The organism is Novosphingobium sp. NFX11 (assembly GCF_057376415.1).
On the sequence record NZ_CP080385.1, the window covers coordinates 184,185 to 206,282 of the forward strand.

The 22,098-nt window shown below is 68.1% G+C and carries 14 protein-coding genes and 5 pseudogenes; 7 read left to right on the forward strand and 12 right to left on the reverse strand.

What is annotated here, in order from left to right; translation table 11 throughout:
* Positions 1-27: 27 nt before the first annotated feature.
* Both KZO24_RS18635 and KZO24_RS18640 read right to left on the reverse strand, forming a co-directional pair.
* A complete protein-coding gene (locus KZO24_RS18635; protein WP_486487723.1) occupies positions 28-1,308 on the reverse strand; it encodes an acyl-CoA dehydrogenase family protein in 1,281 nt (426 codons plus the stop codon).
* Entirely contained in the window at positions 1,305-2,408 is a 1,104-nt protein-coding gene (locus tag KZO24_RS18640) for an LLM class flavin-dependent oxidoreductase (protein ID WP_271183067.1), read from the reverse strand. The genes KZO24_RS18635 and KZO24_RS18640 overlap by 4 nt, the downstream gene beginning before the upstream one ends.
* Positions 2,409-2,878: 470 nt before the next feature.
* On the opposite strand from KZO24_RS18640, the pseudogene KZO24_RS18645 reads away from it, so the two are divergent.
* Together KZO24_RS18645 and KZO24_RS18650 are read left to right on the forward strand one after the other, a co-directional pair.
* A pseudogene (locus KZO24_RS18645) lies at positions 2,879-3,512 on the forward strand (peroxiredoxin).
* A 25-nt stretch (positions 3,513-3,537) separates the two neighbouring features.
* Positions 3,538-4,249 (forward strand): annotated as a pseudogene (locus tag KZO24_RS18650) (glutathione binding-like protein).
* A gap of 52 nt (positions 4,250-4,301) precedes the next feature.
* On the opposite strand, the gene KZO24_RS18655 reads toward KZO24_RS18650, so the two are convergent.
* The gene (locus KZO24_RS18655; protein ID WP_486487530.1) at positions 4,302-4,700 is read right to left on the reverse strand and encodes a hypothetical protein; all 399 of its coding nucleotides are present in this window, start codon (positions 4,698-4,700) and stop codon (positions 4,302-4,304) included.
* On the opposite strand from KZO24_RS18655, the gene KZO24_RS18660 reads away from it, so the two are divergent.
* Positions 4,683-5,012 (forward strand): hypothetical protein, encoded by a 330-nt coding sequence (locus KZO24_RS18660; RefSeq protein WP_271183063.1) that lies wholly within the window; start codon positions 4,683-4,685, stop codon positions 5,010-5,012. The two genes, KZO24_RS18655 and KZO24_RS18660, sit on opposite strands and share 18 nt — an antisense overlap.
* A gap of 209 nt (positions 5,013-5,221) precedes the next feature.
* Here KZO24_RS18660 and KZO24_RS18665 read toward each other — a convergent pair whose 3' ends face one another.
* The 3 genes and pseudogenes from KZO24_RS18665 to KZO24_RS18675 form a co-directional block, all read right to left on the reverse strand.
* Positions 5,222-5,899 (reverse strand): aldo/keto reductase, encoded by a 678-nt coding sequence (locus KZO24_RS18665; protein ID WP_486487531.1) that lies wholly within the window; start codon positions 5,897-5,899, stop codon positions 5,222-5,224.
* A gap of 130 nt (positions 5,900-6,029) precedes the next feature.
* Positions 6,030-6,209: pseudogene (locus KZO24_RS18670) on the reverse strand (aldo/keto reductase); the annotation flags it as partial.
* Positions 6,206-7,051, reverse strand: coding sequence for an amidohydrolase family protein (locus tag KZO24_RS18675; protein ID WP_486487532.1), 846 nt, complete (start codon positions 7,049-7,051; stop codon positions 6,206-6,208). The pseudogene KZO24_RS18670 and the gene KZO24_RS18675, both read right to left, overlap by 4 nt.
* Positions 7,052-7,155: 104 nt before the next feature.
* Here KZO24_RS18675 and KZO24_RS18680 point away from each other — a divergent pair, with 104 nt between their 5' ends.
* The 4 genes from KZO24_RS18680 to KZO24_RS18695 are packed head-to-tail and all read left to right on the forward strand — an operon-like array spanning position 7,156 to position 14,040.
* Positions 7,156-8,004: a fumarylacetoacetate hydrolase family protein gene (locus KZO24_RS18680; protein ID WP_271183060.1), complete on the forward strand. Its 849-nt coding sequence runs from the start codon at positions 7,156-7,158 to the stop codon at positions 8,002-8,004.
* A 59-nt stretch (positions 8,005-8,063) separates the two neighbouring features.
* Entirely contained in the window at positions 8,064-8,792 is a 729-nt protein-coding gene (locus KZO24_RS18685; RefSeq protein ID WP_271183059.1) for an SDR family oxidoreductase, read from the forward strand.
* Between the two features lie 35 nt (positions 8,793-8,827).
* Positions 8,828-10,837, forward strand: a complete 2,010-nt coding sequence (locus KZO24_RS18690; protein WP_271183058.1) for a right-handed parallel beta-helix repeat-containing protein — start codon at positions 8,828-8,830, stop codon at positions 10,835-10,837.
* Positions 10,834-14,040, forward strand: coding sequence for an alpha-L-rhamnosidase (locus KZO24_RS18695; protein ID WP_486487533.1), 3,207 nt, complete (start codon positions 10,834-10,836; stop codon positions 14,038-14,040). Before KZO24_RS18690 ends, KZO24_RS18695 begins: the two co-directional genes overlap by 4 nt.
* Positions 14,041-14,162: 122 nt before the next feature.
* Here KZO24_RS18695 and KZO24_RS18700 read toward each other — a convergent pair whose 3' ends face one another.
* The 6 genes and pseudogenes from KZO24_RS18700 to KZO24_RS18725 all read right to left on the reverse strand — a co-directional run bounded on the left by KZO24_RS18700 (position 14,163) and on the right by KZO24_RS18725 (position 22,097).
* Positions 14,163-16,217, reverse strand: coding sequence for a glycoside hydrolase family 2 protein (locus KZO24_RS18700; RefSeq protein WP_271183056.1), 2,055 nt, complete (start codon positions 16,215-16,217; stop codon positions 14,163-14,165).
* A gap of 10 nt (positions 16,218-16,227) precedes the next feature.
* Positions 16,228-17,853 (reverse strand): rhamnogalacturonidase, encoded by a 1,626-nt coding sequence (locus KZO24_RS18705; RefSeq protein WP_271183055.1) that lies wholly within the window; start codon positions 17,851-17,853, stop codon positions 16,228-16,230.
* A gap of 212 nt (positions 17,854-18,065) precedes the next feature.
* Positions 18,066-19,196: an FMN-dependent L-lactate dehydrogenase LldD gene (lldD, locus tag KZO24_RS18710; protein ID WP_271183054.1), complete on the reverse strand. Its 1,131-nt coding sequence runs from the start codon at positions 19,194-19,196 to the stop codon at positions 18,066-18,068.
* Positions 19,193-19,992, reverse strand: a pseudogene (locus KZO24_RS18715) (kinase). The gene lldD and the pseudogene KZO24_RS18715 overlap by 4 nt, the downstream one beginning before the upstream one ends.
* On the reverse strand, positions 19,976-20,935 hold the full coding sequence (locus tag KZO24_RS18720) for a 2-hydroxyacid dehydrogenase (protein ID WP_271183052.1): 960 nt from the start codon (positions 20,933-20,935) through the stop codon (positions 19,976-19,978). The pseudogene KZO24_RS18715 and the gene KZO24_RS18720 overlap by 17 nt, the downstream one beginning before the upstream one ends.
* Positions 20,932-22,097: pseudogene (locus KZO24_RS18725) on the reverse strand (fumarylacetoacetate hydrolase family protein). Before KZO24_RS18725 ends, KZO24_RS18720 begins: the two are co-directional and overlap by 4 nt.
* Position 22,098: the final 1 nt, after the last annotated feature.

Sequence of the window (22,098 nt, forward strand, 5' to 3'; positions counted from 1 at the left end):
CGAGCAGTTCGGTGGCGGGCTCTATGCTCACAGCGCGTTCTCCTTGGTTGCGGCGTTCGTCGCGATGGCGATCTCTTGCTGGCGCAGCCTTGCCGCGCGGCCGTATTCGTCGGGCGGGACGCCGTTCAGGTAGTAGTTGCCGATGTGATAGATCCGCCAGCGGATCGGATCGTGCGTGGTGTGGACGCGGGCATCGGCCCAGTACCGCTGCAGGTTCCAGCGATCGAGCGTGGAGTTGGCCCCCGTCAGCGCGAACAGGTCACTGCCGATGAAGATCGAGGCTTCGTCCGACTGCGCGCGCGCGGTGGCGGTGGCGAGGATCAGTTCGTCCTCCAGCGCGCGATTGCCGGGATCGGCCTTGAACCGGTCGAAGGTGCGAGCCGCATACCGCAGCGCCGATTCCGCCGCGCGCACGGCGACGGCATATTCGCCGATCCGCTTGATCGTGTGCTGCTCGTCGGCGGCGCGGGCCAGACCGGATTCGGGCCAGGCCCGCATATTGTCGCGGATGTAGGCGGTCGCCGCTTCGAGCGCGCCGCGCGCGATGCCGGTGTCGATCGCGGCGTGGAGGATCTGCGGCCAGGTCAGGCCGGTGCGCGGCATGAAGTCCGGCGCGCCGCCGCCCACCTGAGCCTTGGGGGCGAAGCGGGGATCGACCTCGATGTTGTCGAAGCGGACGCTGCCGCTGACCGAATGCTGCTGGCCAAAGGCATGCCAGTCGTCCTCCAGCGTCAGCCCCGGCGCATCGCGGTGAAGCAGCACGCCGACCGGGCCTTGGTCGCTGGTGGCGGAGATCGAGATCCACTCGGCGAGGTAACACCCGGTGGCGAAGGTCTTGCGGCCGTTGAGACGCCAGATGCCCTGTTCGTCCAGCGTCAGCCGGGTGCCACCGCCCTTGCCCTTGCCTTTCCCTTCGGCCAGCGCGTTGCCGAAGCGCTTGCCGGCGAAGATGTCCGCCACCAGCCGGGCGCGGAACGCATCGTCGGGGCGCGAGAAAACGCCGCGGATCATCACGTTGTGGATCTGCAGGATCTGCCCGACCCCGCCGTCCGCCGCCGAGATGATCCGCACCGTCTCCACCACCGTCTCGATCGAGGCGCCGAGGCCGCCGAACTCGCGGGGTACGTAGATGCTGGTTACGCCCGAGGCGGAGAGGATCTCTGCGGCCTCATGCGGCACCTTGTCGTTCAGCGAGGCATCGCGGGCGAGCAGGGCGATCTTCGCTGCGGCGGCGTGCGCGGCGGCGATGGCTTCGGCCTCGGAGGCGAGCCGGGGGGCTTCGTGGTCATCCCTTGAGGCTCCGGTCAGGCGGTCTGGAGGGCGGGAGCGCCGGTCTTCGCAGCCGTTTCCTCGCGGCGGCGCACTTCCTCGCGCACGGCGGGGATGATGTAGCGGCCGTAGTCCACGGCGTCGTAGATCGGCTCGTAGCCGCGATTGAGGAAAGTGGTGACGCCGATGTCGTAGTAGTCGAGCAGCGCCTCCACGATCTGGTCGGGGGTGCCGACGAGCGAGGTGGAATCGTGCGTCGCGCCAACGGCGGTGGCGGTGCCGAACCAGAGGTACTTGTCATGGCGATCGCCGCGTTCGGCAGCAGCGAGGAGGCGCTTGGTGCCGGTGCCCTGGACGCCGTGGAACAGCGGGTTGGGGGCGGCGTTGCGGCGGTTGCTGGCGAGCTTCTCGGCGGTTTCATGCGCCTTCTCCCACGCCTGCGCCTCGGTCTTGCCGATGATGAGGCGAGCCGAGAGGCTGACGCGCGGGGTGGGCTTGCCGATCGCGGCGGCGGCGGCCTTCAGCTTGCCGATCTGTTCCTTGACGTCGGACAGAGGCTCGGCCCAGAGCGCGTAGAGATCGCAGTGCCGCGCGGCGACGTGATAGGCCGCGTCCGACGATCCACCGAAGGACACCGGCGGATGCGGCTGCTGATACGGCTTGATCGGCGAGTAGACGTTCCTGAGCTGGTAGTACTTGCCGTCATGGTCGAACGGCGCGTCCGAGGTCCAGGCCTGGCGCAGCACGTCGAGGTATTCGCTGGTGCGCGCGTAGCGTTCGTCCTTGTCGGTGAGGAAATCGCCGAGGCCCGGTTCGGCGGTGATGCCGGTGATGGCATGGACCCGGATGCGGCCCTTGGTTACGTGATCCAGCGCGGCGAGCGCCTTGGCACCGTGCAGCGGCGAGAGCGGGCCGGGCCGGAACGGGATCATGAAGCCGAGCCGCTCGGTGACCGAGGCGGCGAACCCGGTGGCGACGATGGACTCCCCGCCCGCCAGCATCAGCACCCGGTCGAAGCCGGCGTTTTCATGCACGCGGGCAAGGTCGCGCAAGTATTCAAGGTCGATATGCTGGCCGCCGCTCGGCGGGCCAAGGAACTGGTTCTGGGCGGCAAGTGCTCCGACGAATTCAACTGGCATAATCACCCCTGCAATGGCGCGCAGCGCGCTTATGCCGGGGCACTAATCAAGAGCCGTGCCAGTTTGCGCTGATCGCACGGTATGCGCGGGTTGAGCGGCTGCGTGCGAACGCTTGCCGGGGCGACCGTTCAAAATGCAGCAGCCGGGCGATGTTCGGATGGTCAAAAACGAACAGCTGCGGCGTGCCAAGCGCGGCTAGGGCGCAGGCAAAGAAATCTTGCCGTTGACTTGGACCCTGCCGGGCATAGTCTCGAGCTTGCCTGAACAGCTGATACCTCCGCTTTTCCAGGCCTCGACGGCGGGCCGCGCGCGCGGCGCTATTCTTTCGCGCCTCATCGCGCCGATGCCCGGACGACAGCGTCAGGCACCGCACTCTCTCCTCATCACGCCGCCTTGCGGGATGTCTCGCGGGGCGCCGCAACCCGATCCCGCAGGCCTCTGCGCGGCCCCGCTCCGAAAGGTTTCCACCGATGTCTCTCAAGCTCTCCGACACCGTGCCCGATTTCACCCAGGATCTCGACCGAGGGGTCGCTGGGCTTCTACGACTGGGCGGGTGACAGCTGGGTAGTCCTGTTCTCCCATCCGAAGGATTTCACCCCGGTCTGCACGACTGAACTGGGCACCGTCGCGCGCCTCAAGCCCGAGTTCGAGCGGCGCGGGGTGAAGGTCATCGGCCTCTCCGTCGACGGCGCCGACAGCCATGAGGAATGGTCGAAGGACATCGCCGAAACGCAGGGCACCGCGCTCAACTTCCCGCTGATCGCGGACCATGACCGCAAGGTGTCCGCACTGCTCGACCTGATCCATCCCAATGCCTCGGACACGACCACGGTGCGCACCGTGCTGGTCATCGACCCGGCGAAGAAGCTGCGCCTGACGCTGACCTATCCGGCCTCCACCGGCCGCAACTTCGCCGAGATCCTGCGTACGATCGACAGCCTGCAACTGACCGACAAGCACAAGGTCGCGACCCCGGCGGACTGGCAGCAGGGCGGCGAGGTCATCATCGTTCCCTCGCTGGGCGAAGCGGAGGCCAGGGCGCTGTTTCCTAACGGCTGGACGGAACAGAAGCCGTACCTGCGCCTCATCCCCCAGCCGGCCTGAAGCCGGCCTGCGAAGAAAGCCCGCCATGATCGACCTCTATTACTGGACTACCGCGAACGGTCACAAGATCACGATCTTCCTTGAGGAGACGGGGCTTCCTTACCAGATCACCCCGGTCGACATCGGCCGGGGCGAGCAGTTCCTGCCGTATTTCCTGTCCATCGCCCCGAACAACCGCATCCCCGCGATCGTGGACGACGATCCGGCGGATGGCGGGCCGCCGCTGTCGGTCTTCGAGATCCGGTGCGATCCTGCTCTACCTTGCGGAGAAGACCGGCAGGCTGATCCCGCAGGACCTGCGCGTTCGGAGCGAAGCAGTGCAATGGGTGTTCTGGCAGATGGGCGGTCTCGGCCCGATGGCGGGGCAGAACCACCATTTCCGCCATGCCGCCCCCGAGCAGATTGCCTATGCGGTCGAGCGCTACACCAACGAGACCAACCGGCTCTACGGTGTTCTGAACAAGCGCCTCGCCGACCGGGAGTACCTCGCCGGGCCGGACTATTCGATCGCCGACATCGCCAGCTATCCCCGGATCGTGCCATGGCAGCGGCATGGGCAGTCGCTCGACGACTTCCCCCACCTGCGCCGCTGGTTCGAGGCTATCGGCGAACGCGAAGCGGTGGCGCGCGCCTATGCGCTTGTCGCCGAGATCAACCCCGATGCCAACGCCCCTCAAGGCGAAGAAGCAAAGCGCATTCTCTACGGGCAGACGGCTTCGACGGTGAGCGCAAGGTAATGCCGTGGAGCCGGAAGGTAGGGAACAATGACGGCTTGACAGATATTCTCAATTAAATAACTTGAGAATTGTCGAGATCGACATCCGATCCATGCCAGGGATCGGTATGCCGATCGAAAATATGAGAAAGGGCGCCAGGATGACTCAGTCCCGCAACGATTTCCATGTTTTCCGCCGCGGTCTGGAATGGGCCGTGACGCTCCATGGAATTGCACTCGATGTCTTCGCCAGTCAGAAGGCGGCGCTGAACCGCGCCATCGACGCCGCGCATCAGATCGGCATGCAGGGCCGCGACGCGCAAGTCCTGCTGGTCGAGGACAATGCCGCGCCCCGCCTGCAGTGGGTCTTCGGTCATCATCCCTATCCCCCGACCGCCTGAGCGGGCGAGGTCAAACCGCATCTTGTTGTAACGAAAGACCTGCAGGAGGCTCGAATGCTGGGTGTACTCCATGCTGATAACGCTGCGACGAGCGATGCCGTCGCTGATTTTTCTGAGCGCAAGGGGCCGTCATTTCGCCGGGCCCGCGATATTCTACGGCAAAAGAGCCAACTCACCCTCGACCAGTTTCACGAACTGGATAAACTCTTTGCCGATATATCTCCCGCTCAGTTCACCAACTTGATGACAGATGATCAGCATCTGCAACAAATCCGACAATACGAAATCTTGGCGTGGCGCCATCCGCGGGCTGCAGGCCCCATTGTCGCAGTTCTGCTGCTGGCCATAGCCTTCTCCGCAGTTGTAGCACTATGGGGAATATGATGCGTTGATCTCAGACATGCTGATCACGCGATTATTATAATATTTCGCTGATTCCGTGTTGCCTCGTATCCGCGCGGTATTGTCGCTCCGTCCCGAAAATCCAGGCCGCTCCTGACCCGAGGGCGCTTGCGGTGATCGGATTTGCCCGATCCTCTACAGCGTCGATGATGTGACTGGAAGCGACGTCCTGGTGGACGATGGATGGCGTGCTAAGCGGCCCGCTTGTCGATCAGCGTGGCGGCGAGTGCCTTCCAGAACGTTTCGGGGATCGGTGTGGCGGCGAGGGTTACGGCGCTTGCCAGTTCGTCGGGAGAGGCGATGCCCGGGATCACCGCCTCGACCACCGGATGCCGGACGGGGAATTGCAACGCCGCGGCGGCAAGCGGTATGCCGTGTTGCGCGCAGAGGTCCTCGATCACCCCGACCCGTGCGACCACGTTCGGCGGGGGCGCTCCGTATTCGTACTGGGCGGGCGCATGATGCCGCACCCCGCGTGCGAGAATGCCCGAATTGAACGGCGCACCGGCGACCACTTGCACGCCGCGCCGCGCGCAGAGCGGGAACAGTCCGTCCAGCGGCGCTTGTTCCAGCAAGGTGTAGCGGCCTGCCAGCAGGATCACGTCGAGGTCGGCGTGGCCCAGCACCTCCTCGCACACCGCCGTTTCGTTGACGCCCAGCCCGATCGCGCGGACCGCGCCGCTCGTTCGCAATTCCTGCATCGCGCGCAGGCCGCCGCCGAGGAATTCGCGCATCCGATCCTCGTGTGCGTCCCCGTGGGCATAACGGCCGATGTCGTGTGCCAGCAGTATGTCGATGCGGTCGCGGCGCAGGCGCTTCAGGCTGGCTTCGTACGAGCGCATGACCGCGTCGTAGCCGTAGTCGAACACGCTCTCGAACGGCTCGGGGAGACGAAGCCCTGCCGGGCGGCGGAAAGATCGGCGTGGGGGCGGGATCGAGTTTTCGGCCGATCTTGGTCGAGATCACGGCCTCGCCTGCCGGGTCGAGCGCCGCCAGCGCTGCTCCCAGACGCTTTTCGCTGAGGCCGAAGCCGTAGTGAGGCGCGGTGTCGAAGTAGCGCAGCCCTGCAGCCCAGGCGGCTTCGATCACGGCGAAGGCCTCGGCGTCGGTGACGGGGCGATAGAGGTTGCCGATGGCGGCCGAGCCGAAGCCCAGCGCTCCGGCGAAAAGAGGGGTCATGCGTGCTCCAGTCCGTAGAATTCGCGGGCCGCGCCTTCGAACAGGCGGGGGAGATCGGTATCGTCGTCGAATGCGCCGACGAGCATTAGCGTGTCGCGCAGCCAGTCGGCATAACTGTCGGCCATGTGGCGCAAAACCGGCCAGTCGGAGCCCCACATCGTGCGTGGTCCGAAGCAGGCCAGCACATGCGCTGCGTAAGGCGCCAGCGCGGTGGCCTCCTGCCCCGGCGCCTGCTGCGTCCGCAGGCCCGAGAGTTTGCACCATACGTTCGGCAACTGGGCCAGGGCCGCAAGATCGTCGCGCCAGGGATCGAGGGCGTCGTTTGCCGCGTCGGGCTTTCCGGCATGGTCGATGACGATGGGCAGCGCCGGCCAGCGCCGCGCGAAGCGGGCCAGGGCGGGCAGGTGGCGCGGCTCCACCAGTGCGTCGAAGCGCAGGCCATGCGTGATCATCGCGGTGATGGCGGGTGCGACGGCGTCGCTCAGGATCCACTCGCTGTCGGCGATGCCCTGCAGCATCGGGCGCAGGCCCCGGCACTTGGGCTCGCGCCCGAGTTTGGCGACGCGCGCCGGTGCGTCCGCCGTGTCGAGCGCGGCCCAGGCGACGACGCCCAGTACCGTCGGTTCGGTCGCGGCAAGGGCGAGGAGCCAGTCAGTGTCGCGATTGTCGGGCTGCGACTGGACGAGGATGGTGCCCGTCAGCATGATGCCCGCCGTTTCCGCAGCGAGATCGGGCGGCAGGAAATCGCGATGGAGCAGGGGCCAGTCGGTATTCGGCCAGGCGCATTCCGGAGCATTCACGCGCCAGAAATGCTGATGGGAATCGAGGACGCGCAAATCCATCGGCGCACCTTGCGGCCTTGCATCGGAGCTAAACATACTACATCATACAACATGATATGCGGCTGTCCATGCCGCGTTGGGATGATGCAGAAAGGAAGTTCCGAATGAAACTGTGCCGCGTTGGGGAAGCCGGCCAAGAGCGCCCCGCGATGATCGATGCCGAGGGCGGCATCCGCGACCTTTCCGGCCATGTCGCCGACATCGGACCCGATGCGATCGGTGCCGAGGGGCTGGCGCGCCTTGCCGCGATCGATCCGGCCTCGCTGCCGCTGATCGACGGGGCGGTGCGCTATGGCCCCTGCGTCGGGGGCACGCGGCAGTTCGTGGCGATCGGCCTCAACTATGCCGACCACGCCGCCGAATCGAACCTGCCGATCCCCGAGGAGCCGGTGGTCTTCAACAAGTGGGTCAGTTGCATCCAGGGTCCGAACGATCCCGTCCCCGTCCCGCCCGGCTCGCGCAAGACCGACTGGGAAGTGGAACTGGGCGTCGTCATCGGCACCGAGGCCTATCAGGTGGATGAAGCCGCCGCGCTCGATCACGTCGCGGGCTACTGCGTCATCAACGACGTGTCGGAGCGCGAGTGGCAGCAGGAACGCGGCGCCACCTGGGACAAGGGCAAGGGCTTCCCCGGCTTCGGCCCGATCGGCCCCTGGCTGGTGACGGCCGACGAAGTGGGCGATCCGCAGGTGCTGGCGATGTGGCTGGAGGTCAACGGCAAGCGGGTGCAGGACGGTAGTTCCGCGACGATGATCTTCACCGTTGCGCAGATCGTCTCTTACCTCAGCCGGTTCATGCGTCTGCTGCCGGGCGACGTCATCACCACCGGCACGCCGCCGGGCGTCGGCCTCGGCCAGAAGCCGGAGCCCTGGTATCTGAAAAGCGGCGACCTGGTGACGCTCGGCATCGAGAAACTCGGCAGCCAGCGGCAGGAGTTCGTCTCCGCCGATTGACACCGCGCGCACCATGCGCTTAAATCATCATACGTATTATGTAATGATGGAGAGAGGGCATGGGGCGTTTGGCGGGCAAGACCGCGCTGGTCACGGCGGCCGGGCAGGGCATCGGCCGGGCCAGCGCGGAAGCGTTCCTGCGCGAAGGCGCGCGGGTGATCGCGACCGACATCCGCGAGGACGTGCTGGCGGACTTCGCCGGGGCCGAAACGCGGGTGCTCGACGTGACCGACCCTGCAGCGATCAGGGCGATCGCTGCCGCGCATCCCGAGATCGACGTGCTGTTCAACTGCGCGGGCTTCGTCCATGCGGGCACGATCCTCGACTGCGACGAGGAGGCGCTGGATTTCTCCACCGCGCTCAACGTCACCGCGCAGTACCGCATGATCCGCGCGCTGCTGCCGAACATGATCGCGCGGGGCGGCGGATCGATCATCAACATGTCCTCGGTCGCCTCCAGCGTGAAGGCGGTGCCCAACCGCTTCGCCTATTCGACGACCAAGGCCGCGGTGATCGGCCTGACCAAGTCGGTCGCAGTGGACTTCGTGACGCAGGGCGTGCGTTGCAATGCGATCTGCCCTGGAACGGTGGAGACGCCCTCGCTGATCCAGCGCCTGCACGACACCGGCGATTTCGAGCGGGCCTATGCCGATTTCACCGCGAGGCAGCCGATGGGCCGCTTCGGCAGCGCGGCGGAACTGGCGGCGCTGGCGGTCTACCTCGCATCCGACGAGTCCGCCTTCACCACCGGGGCGATCCACGTCATCGACGGTGGCTGGACGAGCTGAAAAAACGACGCTGAAAAAACGACAGGGAGAGTGATATGAACAAGGCCCGCCGCATCGCGCGCCATCTGGCCGTTCTGGCCGCGAGCGTCAGCGCCCTGCCGGCGATGGCGCAGGAGCGGGCCGTCGAGGTCCACGTCTCCCCCGCGGGTGACGATCGCAACCCCGGCACCCAGGCGCGGCCCGTGCGCTCGCTTACCCGTGCGCAGGCGCTGGTGAGACGCAGCAATGCCGGTGCCGACGTGACGGTCCTGCTGGGCGACGGCGCGTACCGGCTCGACGCGCCGCTGGCGTTCCGCCGCGCCGATGGCGGGCAGGGTGGCCACAGCGTGACGTGGAAGGCAGCGGCAGGCGCACATCCGGTGATCTCGGGCGGAATGACGGTGACGGGCTTTAAGCCCTACGACGCGGAGCGGCGCGTGTTCGTGGCGGACGTGCCCAAGGGCCTCGACAGCCGCCAGCTCTGGATCGACGGCACCTTGGGCGAACGGCCCTGGGTGGAACTGCGCGCCGCCGACGTGACCTTCGATGCGACCGGCTTCACGGTGGTGAACCCGAAGCTGGACTGGCTCTCCACACTGGCGCGGCCCGACCGGGTGGAACTGGAGGCGACCGGCTTCTTCACTGACCGTGTCTCTCCGGTGAAGGGTATTGCGGGAAGCAAGGTCACGATGCAGCAGCCCGCCTGGGACAACAACACCTGGGGCTACGACACGATATCGAAGCCGATCTTCCCCGACGACAGCCGCCTGTTCCTCGTCGGCGCGCCGGAGTTCATCGGCAAGGCGAACGACTGGCATTCGCGCCCCTACCAGTGGGCGATCGACCCGCAGGCGGGCAAGCTCTACCTGCGGGTCGGGCTGGACGAGGACATCGCAGGCCGTGAGGTCGTGGTGCCCCGGCTGGAGGCGCTCGTCTCCATTGCCGGCACGCCCGAGGCCCCGGTGGAGCACCTGCGGTTCGAGGGGCTGCGCTTCTCGCACACCAGCTGGCTCGGCCCTTCGCGCCCGACCGGCTACGCCAACCAGCAGAGCGGCGCGTTCCTCTACGAGACCTCGCCGATCCGTCCGGCGGACGCCTGGAAGACCTGCGGCTGGGGCTGCACCGAGTTCGAATCGATGCGCCAGAAGTGGCACCAGATGCCCGCCGCCGTGCAAGTGGCCGCCGCGCGCGACGTGACTTTCGCGGGCAATACCTTCTCGCAGTTGGGGCAGGTGGCGCTGGGCATCGGCAACGACGCCAACGCCAACCTTTCGGGCGTGGGGCTGGCGACACAGGGGGTGCGGGTGACGCACAACCGCTTCGCCGTGCTTTCGGGCAGCGCGATCATGGCGGGCGGCGTGCGGATCGAGGCGCACCATCCGGAGAACGCGAACCTCGTGAACCGCGACCTCGCGATCGAGGACAATACCGTCGCCACCGTTTCGCAGGACTACCGCGACAATGCCGCGATCCTGACGACCTACATCTCCGGTGCGCGCATCGCCCACAACGACATCACCGACGCGCCTTACGACGGCATCGCGGTGGGCTGGGGCTGGGGCTACAACGATGCGGGCGGCAACCCGAACTACGATGAGAACGCCAAGGGCTACGTCCACAACACCAGGTTCACCACGCCCACCACGCTGCGCGACACCGTGATCGAGGGCAACCGCATCCACGGCGTGAAGACCTGGTTCATGGACGGCGGGGCTATCTACAACCTCTCCGCCAATCCCGGCGCGGTGATCCGGGGCAACCATATCTTCGACATCGGCAACAAGATCGCGATCTATCTGGACGAGGGATCGAAGCACTTCCGCGTCACCGGCAACGTCGTCGAGACCGGGGGCAAGTGGCTGAACATCAACACGGCGGGCGCGATGTACAAGCGGCGCATCTCCACCGACAACGTGGCGAGCGGCAACTGGCACACCGTCAACACCACCGGCGGCCGCTGGCTGGAAGAGATCGGCAACACCGCGAAGGACAACACGCTGGTCCCCGATCGCAACTGGCCCGCAGCGGCGCAGGCGGTGATCGACAGCGCGGGAGTACGCAAGTGACGGCGTTGGACCGCCGCGCGCTGCTCAAGGGCGCGGGTGCGCTGGGGGCAACCGTAGGCGTGCCGCTGCATGGTGCGCTGGCGCAGGATGCGGCGGCCTTGCGCATCGTCGATCTGCGCGCCGAGGGGCTGGTCGATCCCATCGGCCTCGACATGCAGGACGTGCGCTTGTCGTGGCGGCTGGAAAGCGAACGGCGCGGGGTGGAGCAAGTCCGCTGCGAAGTGCAGGCCGCCTCCACCCGCGCGCTGCTGGAAGCGGGCACGCCGGACTTGTGGCACGCGGGCGAAGTGCTCACCCGGCGCAGCATGGACATGGGCTGGCTCGGCGCGTCGCTGAAGTCGCGCCAGAAGGTCTACTGGCGCGTGCTGGTGCGCGACGACGCGGGCAAGCGCGCCGCCAGCCCGGTCGCCAGCTTCGAGATGGGTCTTCTCGACAAGGCGGACTGGCAGGCGCAGTGGATCGAGGCGCAGACAGACCTCGAACGCGCCGACCGCGCCGCGGGGCTCGTCTGGATGCGCGGGGACCGCACTGCGGACGACAGCCCGCGCTTCTTCCGCATGGTCTTCGACCTCGGCAAGGCGGGGGAGGTGACGCTGTTCACCGGGGCCAACTTCAAGTCCACGCTCTGGCTCGACGGGGAGCAGGTGCAAGTGCCGCTGGGCTTCAAGCGCTTCGGCATCGACCCGGTGGAGGCGACCACGCGCCAGCTTGCGGCAGGCCGCCACGTCCTCGGCTTCCGGGTGGAGAACCCGCGCGGCTTCAACGGCCCGAAGATCCACGAGATCGCCGCCACCGCCATGATCCGCAGCCCCGCGCGCCGCATCACCAGCGAAGGCATGCGCACCGCGCTTCATGCGGGCGAGGGCTGGTCGACGGTCGGCTTCGACGACAGCCGCTGGGACAAGGCCGCCCGCTCGGCCCAGCAGCCGCAGGGTTTTCCGCGCAGCGGCGCGTACATGCTGCGCCGCGAGTTCAGGCTGGGTAAGCCGGTGCGGCAGGCGCGCCTGCGCATGACCGCGCTGGGTGCCTACGTGGCCGAGATCAACGGGCAGCGGATCAGCGACGTGTGCCTCGCACCCGAAAGCAGCGACTTCCGGTTCACCGCGCTCTACCGCACTTATGATGTCACCGCGCTGCTGCTCCCGGGCGCCAACGCCATCGGCGCGATGCTGGGCGAGGGGTGGTATGGCAGCTATCACGCCCCCGCCGGTCGCTATGCCTTCGGCGACCCGCCGCTCCGCCTCTTCGCGCAGATGGAGGTGGAGCACACCGACGGCACCCGCTCCATCGTGGCGACGGACAAGGATTGGCAACTGCGCCCCGAAAGCCCGGTGACGCAGGCCGAGATCTACTACGGCGAGGACTACGATGCGCGGCTCGAACAGCCGGGCTGGTCGAAGACAGGTTTCCGGGGTGCGGGCTGGGTGCCCGCGCGCATCGGCAGGACACCGCCCTGTGCGCTCGTCTCCCATGTCGGACCGCCGCTCAGGCCGATCGAGCGGATGGCGGCGAAGTCGATCACCAGCCCGGGCGGGGACCGGCACGTCGTCGATTTCGGGCAGAACTTCGCGGGCTGGGTGGAACTGAAGACCAGTGGCCGGGCGGGGCAGCAGATCTCGCTCAAGTTCGCGGAGATCCTCGGGGCCGATGGCGCGGTCGATCAGGCCAACTTGCGATCGGCGCGCTGTTCCTGCCTCTACACCCTGCGCGGCGATCCGGCGGGCGAGACTTATCAGCCGCATTTCACCTACTTCGGCTTCCGCTATGTCGAGGTCAGCGGCCTCGGCCGCGCGCCGACGGAGGAGGAGATCGCCGGGATCGTCGTCTCCAGCGCCTTGCCTGAAACCGGCCGCCCGCTGATCGGGAACCGGATCATCCAGGGCCTGTGGCAGAACAGCCGCTGGAGCCAGCGCTCCAACTTCTTCGGTGTCCCCACCGACTGCCCCCAGCGCGACGAGCGGCTGGGCTGGACCGGCGACGCCAACGTGTTCTGGGACGCGGCGGCCTTCACCATGGACGTAGGCCCCTTCACCCGCCGCTTCATGGGCGACATGCGCGATGCGCAGGGGCCGCGCGGGGAATTCCCGGACTATGCGCCCTCGGGCTGGCAGGACCAGTTGCTCGGCGCCTCGCCGGGCTGGGCGGATGCGGGGGTGATCCTGCCGTGGACGGTGTGGCAGCGCTATGGCGACACCGCGATCGTCGATCGCAACTGGTCGGCGATGACGCGCTACATGACGTTCATCGCGCAGAACAATCCCGACAAGGTCTGGCGGACCTTGCGCGGCTACGACTACGGCGACTGGGTGGCGCTCGACGCGAAGGAACCGGGCGACGAGACGACACCCAAGGATCTGATCGCCACCGCCATGTGGAAGCGCTCGGCGGACGCCATGGCGGACATGGCCAAAGGCTCGAAGCGCCAGCCGGAGGCTGAGCGCTACGTGCAGTTGTCGAAGGATATTGCTGCAGCATTCGGTGCAGCATTCGTCAGGCCGGACGGCAGCGTGGGCAACGGTTCGCAGTGCGGCTACATCCTTGCGCTGCGTTTCGGGCTGGTGCCGGAAGCCTTGCGCGTGGCGGCGACGGCCAGACTGGTGGCCGACATCCGGCGGCGCGGCACGCTGCTGTCCACGGGCTTCCTCGGCACCCCCTTCAGCCTCGACGCGCTGGCCGATCAGGGCGAGCATGCGCTGGTCTACGACCTGCTGCTACGCACCGCGTTCCCCTCGTGGGGCTATATGATCGCCAAGGGCGCGACGACGATCTGGGAGCGCTGGAACGCCGACATGGCGGACGCGTCGATGAATTCGTACAACCATTATGCGCTGGGGGCGGTGACGGGCTTCGTGTTCCGCCGTATCGCCGGGATTGACCCGCTGGATGCGGGCTTCCTCAAGTGGCGCTTCGACCCGGTGCTGGACCCGCGCCTGCCGCGCGGCGGAGCGAGCTACGACAGCGTGCTGGGGCGCATCGTGACGGACTGGACTTATGCGCCGGAGCGATCCGACGCGCGGTTCGAGGCGCGGATCGTGGTGCCTGCGAATTCGCGCGCCGAGGTATGTTTGCCCGCACGCTCGGTGGATGCCGTTCGCGAGGGCGGGCGGCCGGTTTCCGGGGTGCAGCGGGGGGACCGCGTGGTCGTGGAAGTGGGTTCGGGGAGTATCGCTTCACGGCGGCGTGATTCGTCGTCCCGGACCTGATCCGGGACCAAGTTGGACTCAAACCCTCTTCGTCATTGCGAGCGCAGCGAAGCAATCCAGGGCGTGCGTAAACCGCCCTGGATTGCTTCGCTGCGCTCGCAATGACGAAGGGCGAGGGCGTCCTAAGGCCGCGTATCCCAGCGCCACTCCACCGTATCCGCCAGCGCCCCCGACCGCGCCTCCACCCGGTTCGCACCCGGCGCGAGGTCCAGCGGCCACGCCGCGATGTGGTCCGTCACCGGCACTTTCGTCCAGGCGCCGCCGTTGAGGCGCATCTCCACCTCGCTCTGGTTGGTGAAGGCCTGCGCCGTCACCCGCTGCGTCCGCTTGTGCAGGTCGCGGCGGCTGGCGATGTGCAGCATCGGCGTGTCCGACCAGTTCGCCTGATACCAGTACCAGGCGTCCTTGCGCACCTTGCGGTCCTCGGTGACGAGGCCCTTGTCGTTGATCGCGGGGCGGTCGCCCTCGTTGCGCTTGAACGAGGGGAAGTCGATCCCCACCCACACGAAAGTGGACCACAGGAACGGCCGCTTCTTCATTTCGCGCCAGTGCTTGACGTGGAAGTCGGTCTGCCACTGCTCGGGGTGCCAGTAGCCGTTCGATTCCGGGCGCTTGAGCACCGGGTCTTCCTGCTGCAGCACGCTTGCCCCGGCGCCGTATTCGCTGACGCCGATGGGACGGCCGGGCAGTTTGGCGTGGAGTTCGTCGGCCCATGGCCCGATGTCTTCCGCCTGCGTCCAGTACCACCCGAAATAGCGGTTGTAGGACACCGTGTCGCTGTGCTGCGCGATGGGATCGTCGTCGGCGAGGCAGCAGTGCGCGTATGTCGTCGGCCGGGTGGGATCGAGCGTCTTGGCGGTTGCCTGCAGTTCGGCGAGGATGCGGTTGGAGGCCGCGTCCGACTTGCGGATTTCGTTGCCGATGCCCCACAGCGCTACAGAAGGGTGGTTGCCGGTCTGCGCGATCAGCTCGCGCATCTGCTGGACGAGGTTTTCGCGGAAGGCGTCGGAAGGATCGTGGTCGTCGATCAGCGGCACTTCGGTCAGCACCAGCAGGCCCAGTTCGTCGGCACGTTCGTATACCCGCTGCGGATGCTGCATATGCGCGAGCCGCAGGCCTGTCGCGCCCATCTCGGCGAAGAGGTTCAGATCCTCGTCGATCTGTGCCGAAGTCATCACCGGGCCGCGCCCGAAGCGGGTGGGCAGTTGCAGGTTCACCCCGCGCAAGGGATAAGGCGCGCCGTTGAGCAGGAACGTGCCGTCCGGCTTCACCGCGACCGTGCGAACGCCCAGCGGCGCGCTCTGGCTGTCGATGACATTGCCGCCCTCGGTGATTTCGGTGACGACGCGGTAGAGGTAGGGAGCCTTGATGCCCTGCCACAGCCGCGCATTGTGCAGGGCCAGCGACTGGTCGAGGTTCTGCCGCGAGCCTGCGCCGAGCGCCACCGCGCGCGATGCTTTCGCCACCACTTTGCCGCCCGCGTCGAGCACACGGCTGTTCAGGGTGAAGCGCGCGGGAGCGGTGCGGTCGTTGCGCAGCAGGACGGTGAGGCCGACGGTCGCCTCGCGGCCCTTCAGCGCGGTGGTGCGCACGGCAAGGCCCGGCCCTGCATGGTCGAGCCGGTCGAAGGCCAGCGCGTCGCTCTCGATCAGCGTGACCGGGCGGGCGAGGCCGCCGAAGACGTTGAAGTCGCCGTTCAGCGGCGCGATCGTGGTGTCTCGCGCGTTGTCCACGCGCACTGCCAGCACGTTGGCGCCGTCGCGCAGGGCCCCGGTCGCGTCGAGGCGGAAGGCGCCGTAGCCGCCCTTGTGCGCGCCCAGTCGCTTGCCGTTGAGCCAGACTTCGGCCTTGAGCGAAACGCCCGCGAACTCCAGCAGCGTGCGCTTGCCGGGCGCGGGCCGGGCCTCGAAGTTCAGGCGATACCAGGCGGGGCCGCGATAGTAGACGCCCTCGGGCTCGCCGCGCGCCTTGGCGCCGCCGATGCCGGAATCGCCCGCGTTGTAGGTGTGGGGGACGGAGACGGTCTGCCATGCGCGGTCGTCGAAGGCGGGCGCCTCGGCCCCGGCGGCGTCGGTCTTGAGGAAGTGCCAGCCCTCGGCCAACGGGCGCTCGCTGGCGGCGAGGACCGGCAATGGCGCGGAAGCGAGCAGGGCGGTGAGAAGAGGGCGCAGAAGCATCGTCAGTCCTTCAGGAGAGTTTCGCCACATCGCCGATCGCGATGTCACTGCTGGCGGCGCTGCGCACCGCGCGGGCGGACTCGTGCGGGGAGCGCAGGCCATCCACCAGCGCGCCCGCCACGTCGTCGAACACTACGGCGGGCCGCGCGTCGGGCGCGTCCACCGCGAAGGTCACGTCCTTGAGCATCACGTTGCGGGCATGGCGCACATAGAGGCCGTGCGCGGGGAACGTGCCCATGAAGCTGGGTTCCAGGCTGGAGGCGGGCCGCTCGGGAATGGTCCGGCCTGCATCCTCACCCGTGCCGCCGCCGGCCGAGCGGACGTGGACATCCACGAAAGTCACATCCTCTATCGGCGCGCCGGGATTGCCGACCACGCCGCAGGCGTAAGGACCAGGCGCGCCCGAGACGTTGATGCCGGAAAACCGCACGCGCCGCACTTTCGAGGGGCCATTGCCCAGAGGCGCGCGGTTGCGGGCGGCTAGGCGCACGAAGATCGGGTGGTTCACCGGATTGCGCAAGTTGATGTCGCGGAAGGTCACGTCCTCCAGAACGCCGCCGTCGATCGCGCCCAGTTGCAGTCCGCGCGTGTTCTCGCAGGTGCAGTCGGCGATCAGGATATTGCGGAAGCCCGTGGCGGAATCGGTGCCCAGCTTGATCCGCCCGAGCACGCCGACGTCGTCCACGGAACGGTAGGTGGAGGGCCGATAGCTGCCGTCCACCAGCGCGCCCAGGTCGTAGCCGCTGGTCTTGCAGCCGATCACGGATACCTCCTCGCAGAACACCGGCTCGTTCAGGGCATAGCTGCTCTTGAGGACGATGGCGTCGTCCTTGGGGGCGTTCACCACGCATTTAGTGACGCGCACGTCGCGGCAGCAGTCGATGTCGATGCCGTCGCGGTCGGTGTCGACGGTCAGGTTGTCGATGGTGACATTGCGCGATCCCAGCACGTAGCAGGCGAAGTGGCCGCCCTGCAGGATCGTGAAGTCGCGCAGCAGGACACCCCGGCAACGCTTGAGCGCCACCGCCTTGTTGCCGCGCCCTTCGTAGGCCATCTCGCGCGGGATGGCGCGGCGGGCGGCATCGGGCGAGAGGCCGAGTTCCTTCGGCGACTTCCACCCCTCGATCCCGTGCCAGCGCGGGGCGGGGCCCTCGCGGTCGAGGCCGAGGCCGTGGATCAGCCCGCGCCCGATGATCGCCACGTCGGTCAGGTCGATGCCCGAGATCAGCGCATTGCGGAAATGGGCGACGCCGTAATCGACATACTGTTCCTCGTAGACGCCCTCGGGCAAGTCGTAGGCGCCCTTGTGGCGGCGCGGGTCGGCGGCCTCGATCACGCTGCCGGGCATCAGCAGCAGGGTGACATGGCTGCGCAGGCGGATCGAGAAGCACAGGTAATGGCCCGGAGGGACGACCACGGTGCCGCCGCCCGCATCGCTCGCGGCGGCGATGGCGCGGTTGAAGGCATCGGAATCGATCGCGGCGCCGTCGCCCTTCGCGCCGTGGTTGCGAACGTCGTGGAAGCCGGTCAAGGCCCCTGTGGCGCGCACCGGCGCCGCGCTCATCGCGAAGGCCGCGCCCATGCCTAGCGTCACGGCGCGGCGGCTGAACTCCGCCCGTTCGATCACGCGGTCCACGTCCTGCTCCCTCAAAGTTATGTTGTATGATGTATTACATAATGGATGAGGGGTGCCAAGCCGTTGCGAAGGGAATTTACTCGCGGAAGGGCGCGCGAACCGCCGAATTTGAGATCAAAATCGTCCTGTCATTGCGAGCGCAGCGAAGCAATTCAGGGCAGTCTAGTGCGCCCTGGATTGCTTCGCTGCGCTCGCAATGACGAGGTGGGGGCTTATACCAGCATGTCGCGCCCGATCGCATCCACCGAGGTCACCCCGCTCAGCGCCATGGTCAGCTTCATGCCCTGCGCGATGAGGTCGAGCAGCTTGGCCACCCCGGCCTCTCCGCCTGCCGCCAGCGCGTAGATGTAGGCGCGGCCCAGCAGCACGCCGTCCGCGCCCAGCGCCAGCATCCGCACCACGTCGAGCCCGGTGCGCACGCCGCCGTCCACCAGCACGGTCAGCTTGTCGCCCACCGCGTCGGCGATGGCGGGCAGGGCTTCGGCGGTGGAGAGGGCGCCGTCGAGCTGGCGGCCGCCGTGGTTGGAGACGATCACCCCGTCCGCACCCAGCCGCACCGCGTCGCGCGCATCCTCGGGGTCGAGCACGCCCTTGACGATCATCTCGCCCTGCCAGAACTCGCGAATCCATTCGAGGTCGGACCAGGTGATCGACGGGTCGAAATTGGCGCCCAGCCAGCCGATGTAGTCGGCAAGGTCGGTCGGCTTGCCGCGATAGTCGGAGACGTTGCCGAGGTCATGCGGGCGGCCGAGCAGCCCCACGTCCCAGGCCCAGCGCGGGTGAGTGATGGCCTGCAGCATCCGCCGCAGCGGGGCGGCCGGGCCGCTCATGCCCGAGTGGGCATCACGGTAGCGCGCGCCGGGCAGCGGCATGTCGACGGTGAAGACCAGCTTGGTCACGCCCATCGCCTGCGCCCGCTCCAGCGCATGCCGCATGAAGCCCCGGTCCTTGAGCACGTAGAGCTGGAACCAGATCGGCGCGCCGCTGGCGGCGATCACGTCGGCCAGCGGGCAGACGCTGACGGTGGAGAGGATGTAGGGCACGTTCGCGGCGCGGGCGGCGCGCGCCACCTGCAACTCGCCGCGCCGCCGCATCATGCCGCCAAGGCCGATCGGCGCGAGCAGCACCGGCATCGCCAGCTTCTCGCCCAGCAGCGTGGTTTCGAGGCTGAGCGCGGACACATCGCGCAGCACGCGCTGGCGCGGGCGCACGGATTTCAGCGCGGTGCGGTTGGCCTCCATCGTCTCTTCCGAGAAGGCCCCGCCGTCGAGGTAGTGGAACAGGAACGGCGGCAGGCGGCGGCGCGCGGCCTCGCGGAAGTCGAGCGGGGAGGAGACGATCATGCGGGTTCCCTGAGGGTGCGGTCGGGTGCGAGGTGCAGCACGAGGTCAGCGCGGCCGGGCATCTCGGCAAGGATATGGCGGGTCAGGCGCTCGTAATGCTGCACGAAACGGTCGAGCTGCGGGGCGTCCATGACGCGGGCCGCGCTGTCGCAAGTGCGTGCGCGCAACGCGTCTTCCTGCTGGCCGCGCCAGCCGCGCACGACCTCGAAGCCCGGCGCGGCGAGCAGGACGAGGCGGTCGATCCGGGCGAACAGGTCTGCGTAGGGGCCGGACAGCGCGGCATTGACGGCGGTGCGCCAGACCGCCTGCGGGTCTTCCTCGCGTTCGAGGGCGTTGACCGGGGCGGCCAGCGCGGCGCTGTCCTGCGGGCGGGCGCCGACGCACCAGCCCTCGAAGATCAGCAGGTCGAGGGCGGCGGGCACGCTCTGGCCTTCGGGGGCAGGCTCGTCGTGCGCCTTGTCGAAGCGGGGAGGGTTACGGGTGCGGCGGCCAGCACCGCATCGAGCAGGGCGATCCCTTGCGCCACGTCATGCGTGCCGGGCACCCCGCGCGTCGCGAACAGCGGATGGACGTCGCGCGCCAATTGCGCGCGCGCCGCGCGGCCGAGGTAGAGATCGTCGAGCGAGAGGATCGCCACGCGATGTCCTTGCGCGTCCAGCGCGGCCTTGAGCGCCTCGGCCGCCGTTGATTTGCCCGAGCCTTGCGAACCGCACAGGCCGAGGATCAGCGGGCCGTCGCGGCGTTGCTCCAGCCATTCGCGGACGGCGGCCAGGATGCGCTCAGAGGACGGGGTCAAGCAGCGGTTCCCCGGCGAAGAAGCGGTCGAGGTTGTCGGCGACTTTCATGCCCATCGCCGTGCGCGCCTCGATCGTGGCGCTGCCCAGATGGGGCAGCAACACGACGTTGGGCAGGTCGACCAGCGCGGGATGCACGTTCGGCTCGGCCTCGTAGACGTCGAGCCCGGCGGCGGCGATGCGGCGCGCGGCCAGAGCCTCGGCCAGCGCCGCCTCGTCGATCAGGGTGCCGCGCCCGGTGTTCACCAGCACCGCATGGGCGGGCATCCGGGCGAGCAGCGCGGCATCGACCATATGCCGCGTCTCCGGCCCGCCGGGCGCATGGAGCGAGAGCATGTCGGCCTGCGCCGCAAGGTCGCCAAGGTCCGCGAAGTAGGCTTCGGGCGGCATGTCGGGGGCGGGGCGGCGGCTGTGGTAGGCGATGCGCATGCCGAACGCCTCGGCCCGCTTGGCAGTGGCGCGCGCGATCCGCCCGAAGCCGACGAGGCCGAGCAGCTTTCCCGAAAGCGATTGCCCGACAAGGTGCGTCGGCCGCCAGCCGGTCCATGCCCCGCTGCGCAATTCGCGCTCGCCTTCGCCCGCGCGGCGGCTGGCCATGAGGAGCAGGGTCAGGGCGATGTCGGCAGTGGCCTCGGTCAGCACGTCGGGGGTGTTGGTGACGGCGATGCCCTGCTCGCGCGCGGCGGCAAGGTCGATGTGTTCGAAGCCGGCGCCGTAGTTGCCGACGATCGCGGCGCGGCGTCCCTCGACGGTCAGCACCGCGCGCGTCACCTTGTCCGTCACGGTGGGGCATACCGCGTCGTAGTCGCGCATGGCCTGTGCCAGTTCGGCTTCGCTAAGGGGCGTGTCGGTGCCGTTGAGTGCCGTTGTGTACCGCGCCTGCAACCGTGCCTCGACGGCTTCGGGCCAGCGGCGGGTAAGCAGGATCCTGGGCCTGTCGCTCACAGCAGTCCGCGCCTCGCAAGATTGCGCATCAGCGCGCCGGGACCGAAAGTCCAGGGTTCGCAGGCACTTGTGGACGCCACGCGATTGACCAGCGTGCCCAGCTGCGCACAGCCGATCCGCACCACGTCGCCGGGCTTGTGCGTGAACCCGCGCCCCGGCTCGTCGCGGTCCTGAGTCGGCGCGAACAGGGTGCCGAGGAACAGCACCAGCCCGTCCGGATAGCGGTGGTGCGCGTTGAGCGCCTGCGCCGCGAGATCCGCCGGAGGGCGGCTGATCTCGCGCATTTCCGAGCGTCCCTGCATGTCGAAGCCGTCTTCTCCGATTACCGTGAGCGTGAGGCTTAGGGTCTCCACCGATGCGAGGTCAAACCCCCGTCGAACAGGCGCACGAAAGGCCCCAGCGCAGCGGCGGCGTTGTTGTCCTTGGCCTTGCCGAGCAGCAGCGCGGAGCGCCCCTCGACGTCGCGCAAGTTGACGTCGTTGCCCAGCGTAGCCCCCAGAATCCGGCCGTTCGAGGCGATAACGAGGACGACTTCGGGCTCGGGATTGTTCCAGGTGGAAGCGGGGTGGACGCCGATTTCCGACCCCGCGCCGACGCTGGCCATGGGCTGCGCCTTGGTGAAGATCTCGGCGTCCGGCCCGATGCCGACTTCGAGGTACTGGCTCCATGCCCCCGCCGCGATCAGCGCCTGCTTGAGCGTCTCGGCCTCGGCCGAACCGGGGCGCAGGGCGCGCAGGTCGTCGCCGACGAGGTCGCGGACTTGCGCGCGGATACCGGCGGCGGCCTCGGGATTTCCGCGGGCGCGCTCCTCGATCACCCGCTCCAGCATGGAGGTGACGAACGTGACGCCCGCCGCCTTCACGGCCTGCAGGTCGACCGGCGCGAGCAGCCAGGGCCGCGCGGGATCGCGCACCGCCGGGTCGGTGTTGGCGAGGATCGCGGCGAGGGGGCCGATGTCCTCGCCTTCGGCGGCGCGCAGGGCTGCTGCGGGATCAGGTGCCTCGCACAAGTCGCGGGCGGTGGGGAAGGCGCGGGTCACGTCGGTCAGGCGCTCGCCATCGACACGGACCAGCGAAGGGCCGCTCACATCGGGGCGCCAGACGCGGCCGAACAGCAGGGCTTCGGGATCGGCGGGAAGGATCCCGGCGGGGGAGAGGTCCATG

Bases quoted from the DNA above. Each gene is read 5' to 3' on its own strand.
- KZO24_RS18640 (WP_271183067.1), bottom strand. From the start codon at position 2,408: ATGCCAGTTGAATTCGTCGGAGCACTTGCCGCCCAGAACCAGTTCCTT.
- KZO24_RS18660 (WP_271183063.1), top strand. From the start codon at position 4,683: ATGCTGGGTGTACTCCATGCTGATAACGCTGCGACGAGCGATGCCGTC.
- lldD (WP_271183054.1), bottom strand. From the start codon at position 19,196: ATGATCGTCTCCTCCCCGCTCGACTTCCGCGAGGCCGCGCGCCGCCGC.
- KZO24_RS18655 (WP_486487530.1), bottom strand. From the start codon at position 4,700: ATGGAGTACACCCAGCATTCGAGCCTCCTGCAGGTCTTTCGTTACAAC.
- KZO24_RS18685 (WP_271183059.1), top strand. From the start codon at position 8,064: ATGGGGCGTTTGGCGGGCAAGACCGCGCTGGTCACGGCGGCCGGGCAG.
- KZO24_RS18700 (WP_271183056.1), bottom strand. From the start codon at position 16,217: ATGCTTCTGCGCCCTCTTCTCACCGCCCTGCTCGCTTCCGCGCCATTG.
- KZO24_RS18675 (WP_486487532.1), bottom strand. From the start codon at position 7,051: ATGGATTTGCGCGTCCTCGATTCCCATCAGCATTTCTGGCGCGTGAAT.
- KZO24_RS18690 (WP_271183058.1), top strand. From the start codon at position 8,828: ATGAACAAGGCCCGCCGCATCGCGCGCCATCTGGCCGTTCTGGCCGCG.
- KZO24_RS18680 (WP_271183060.1), top strand. From the start codon at position 7,156: ATGAAACTGTGCCGCGTTGGGGAAGCCGGCCAAGAGCGCCCCGCGATG.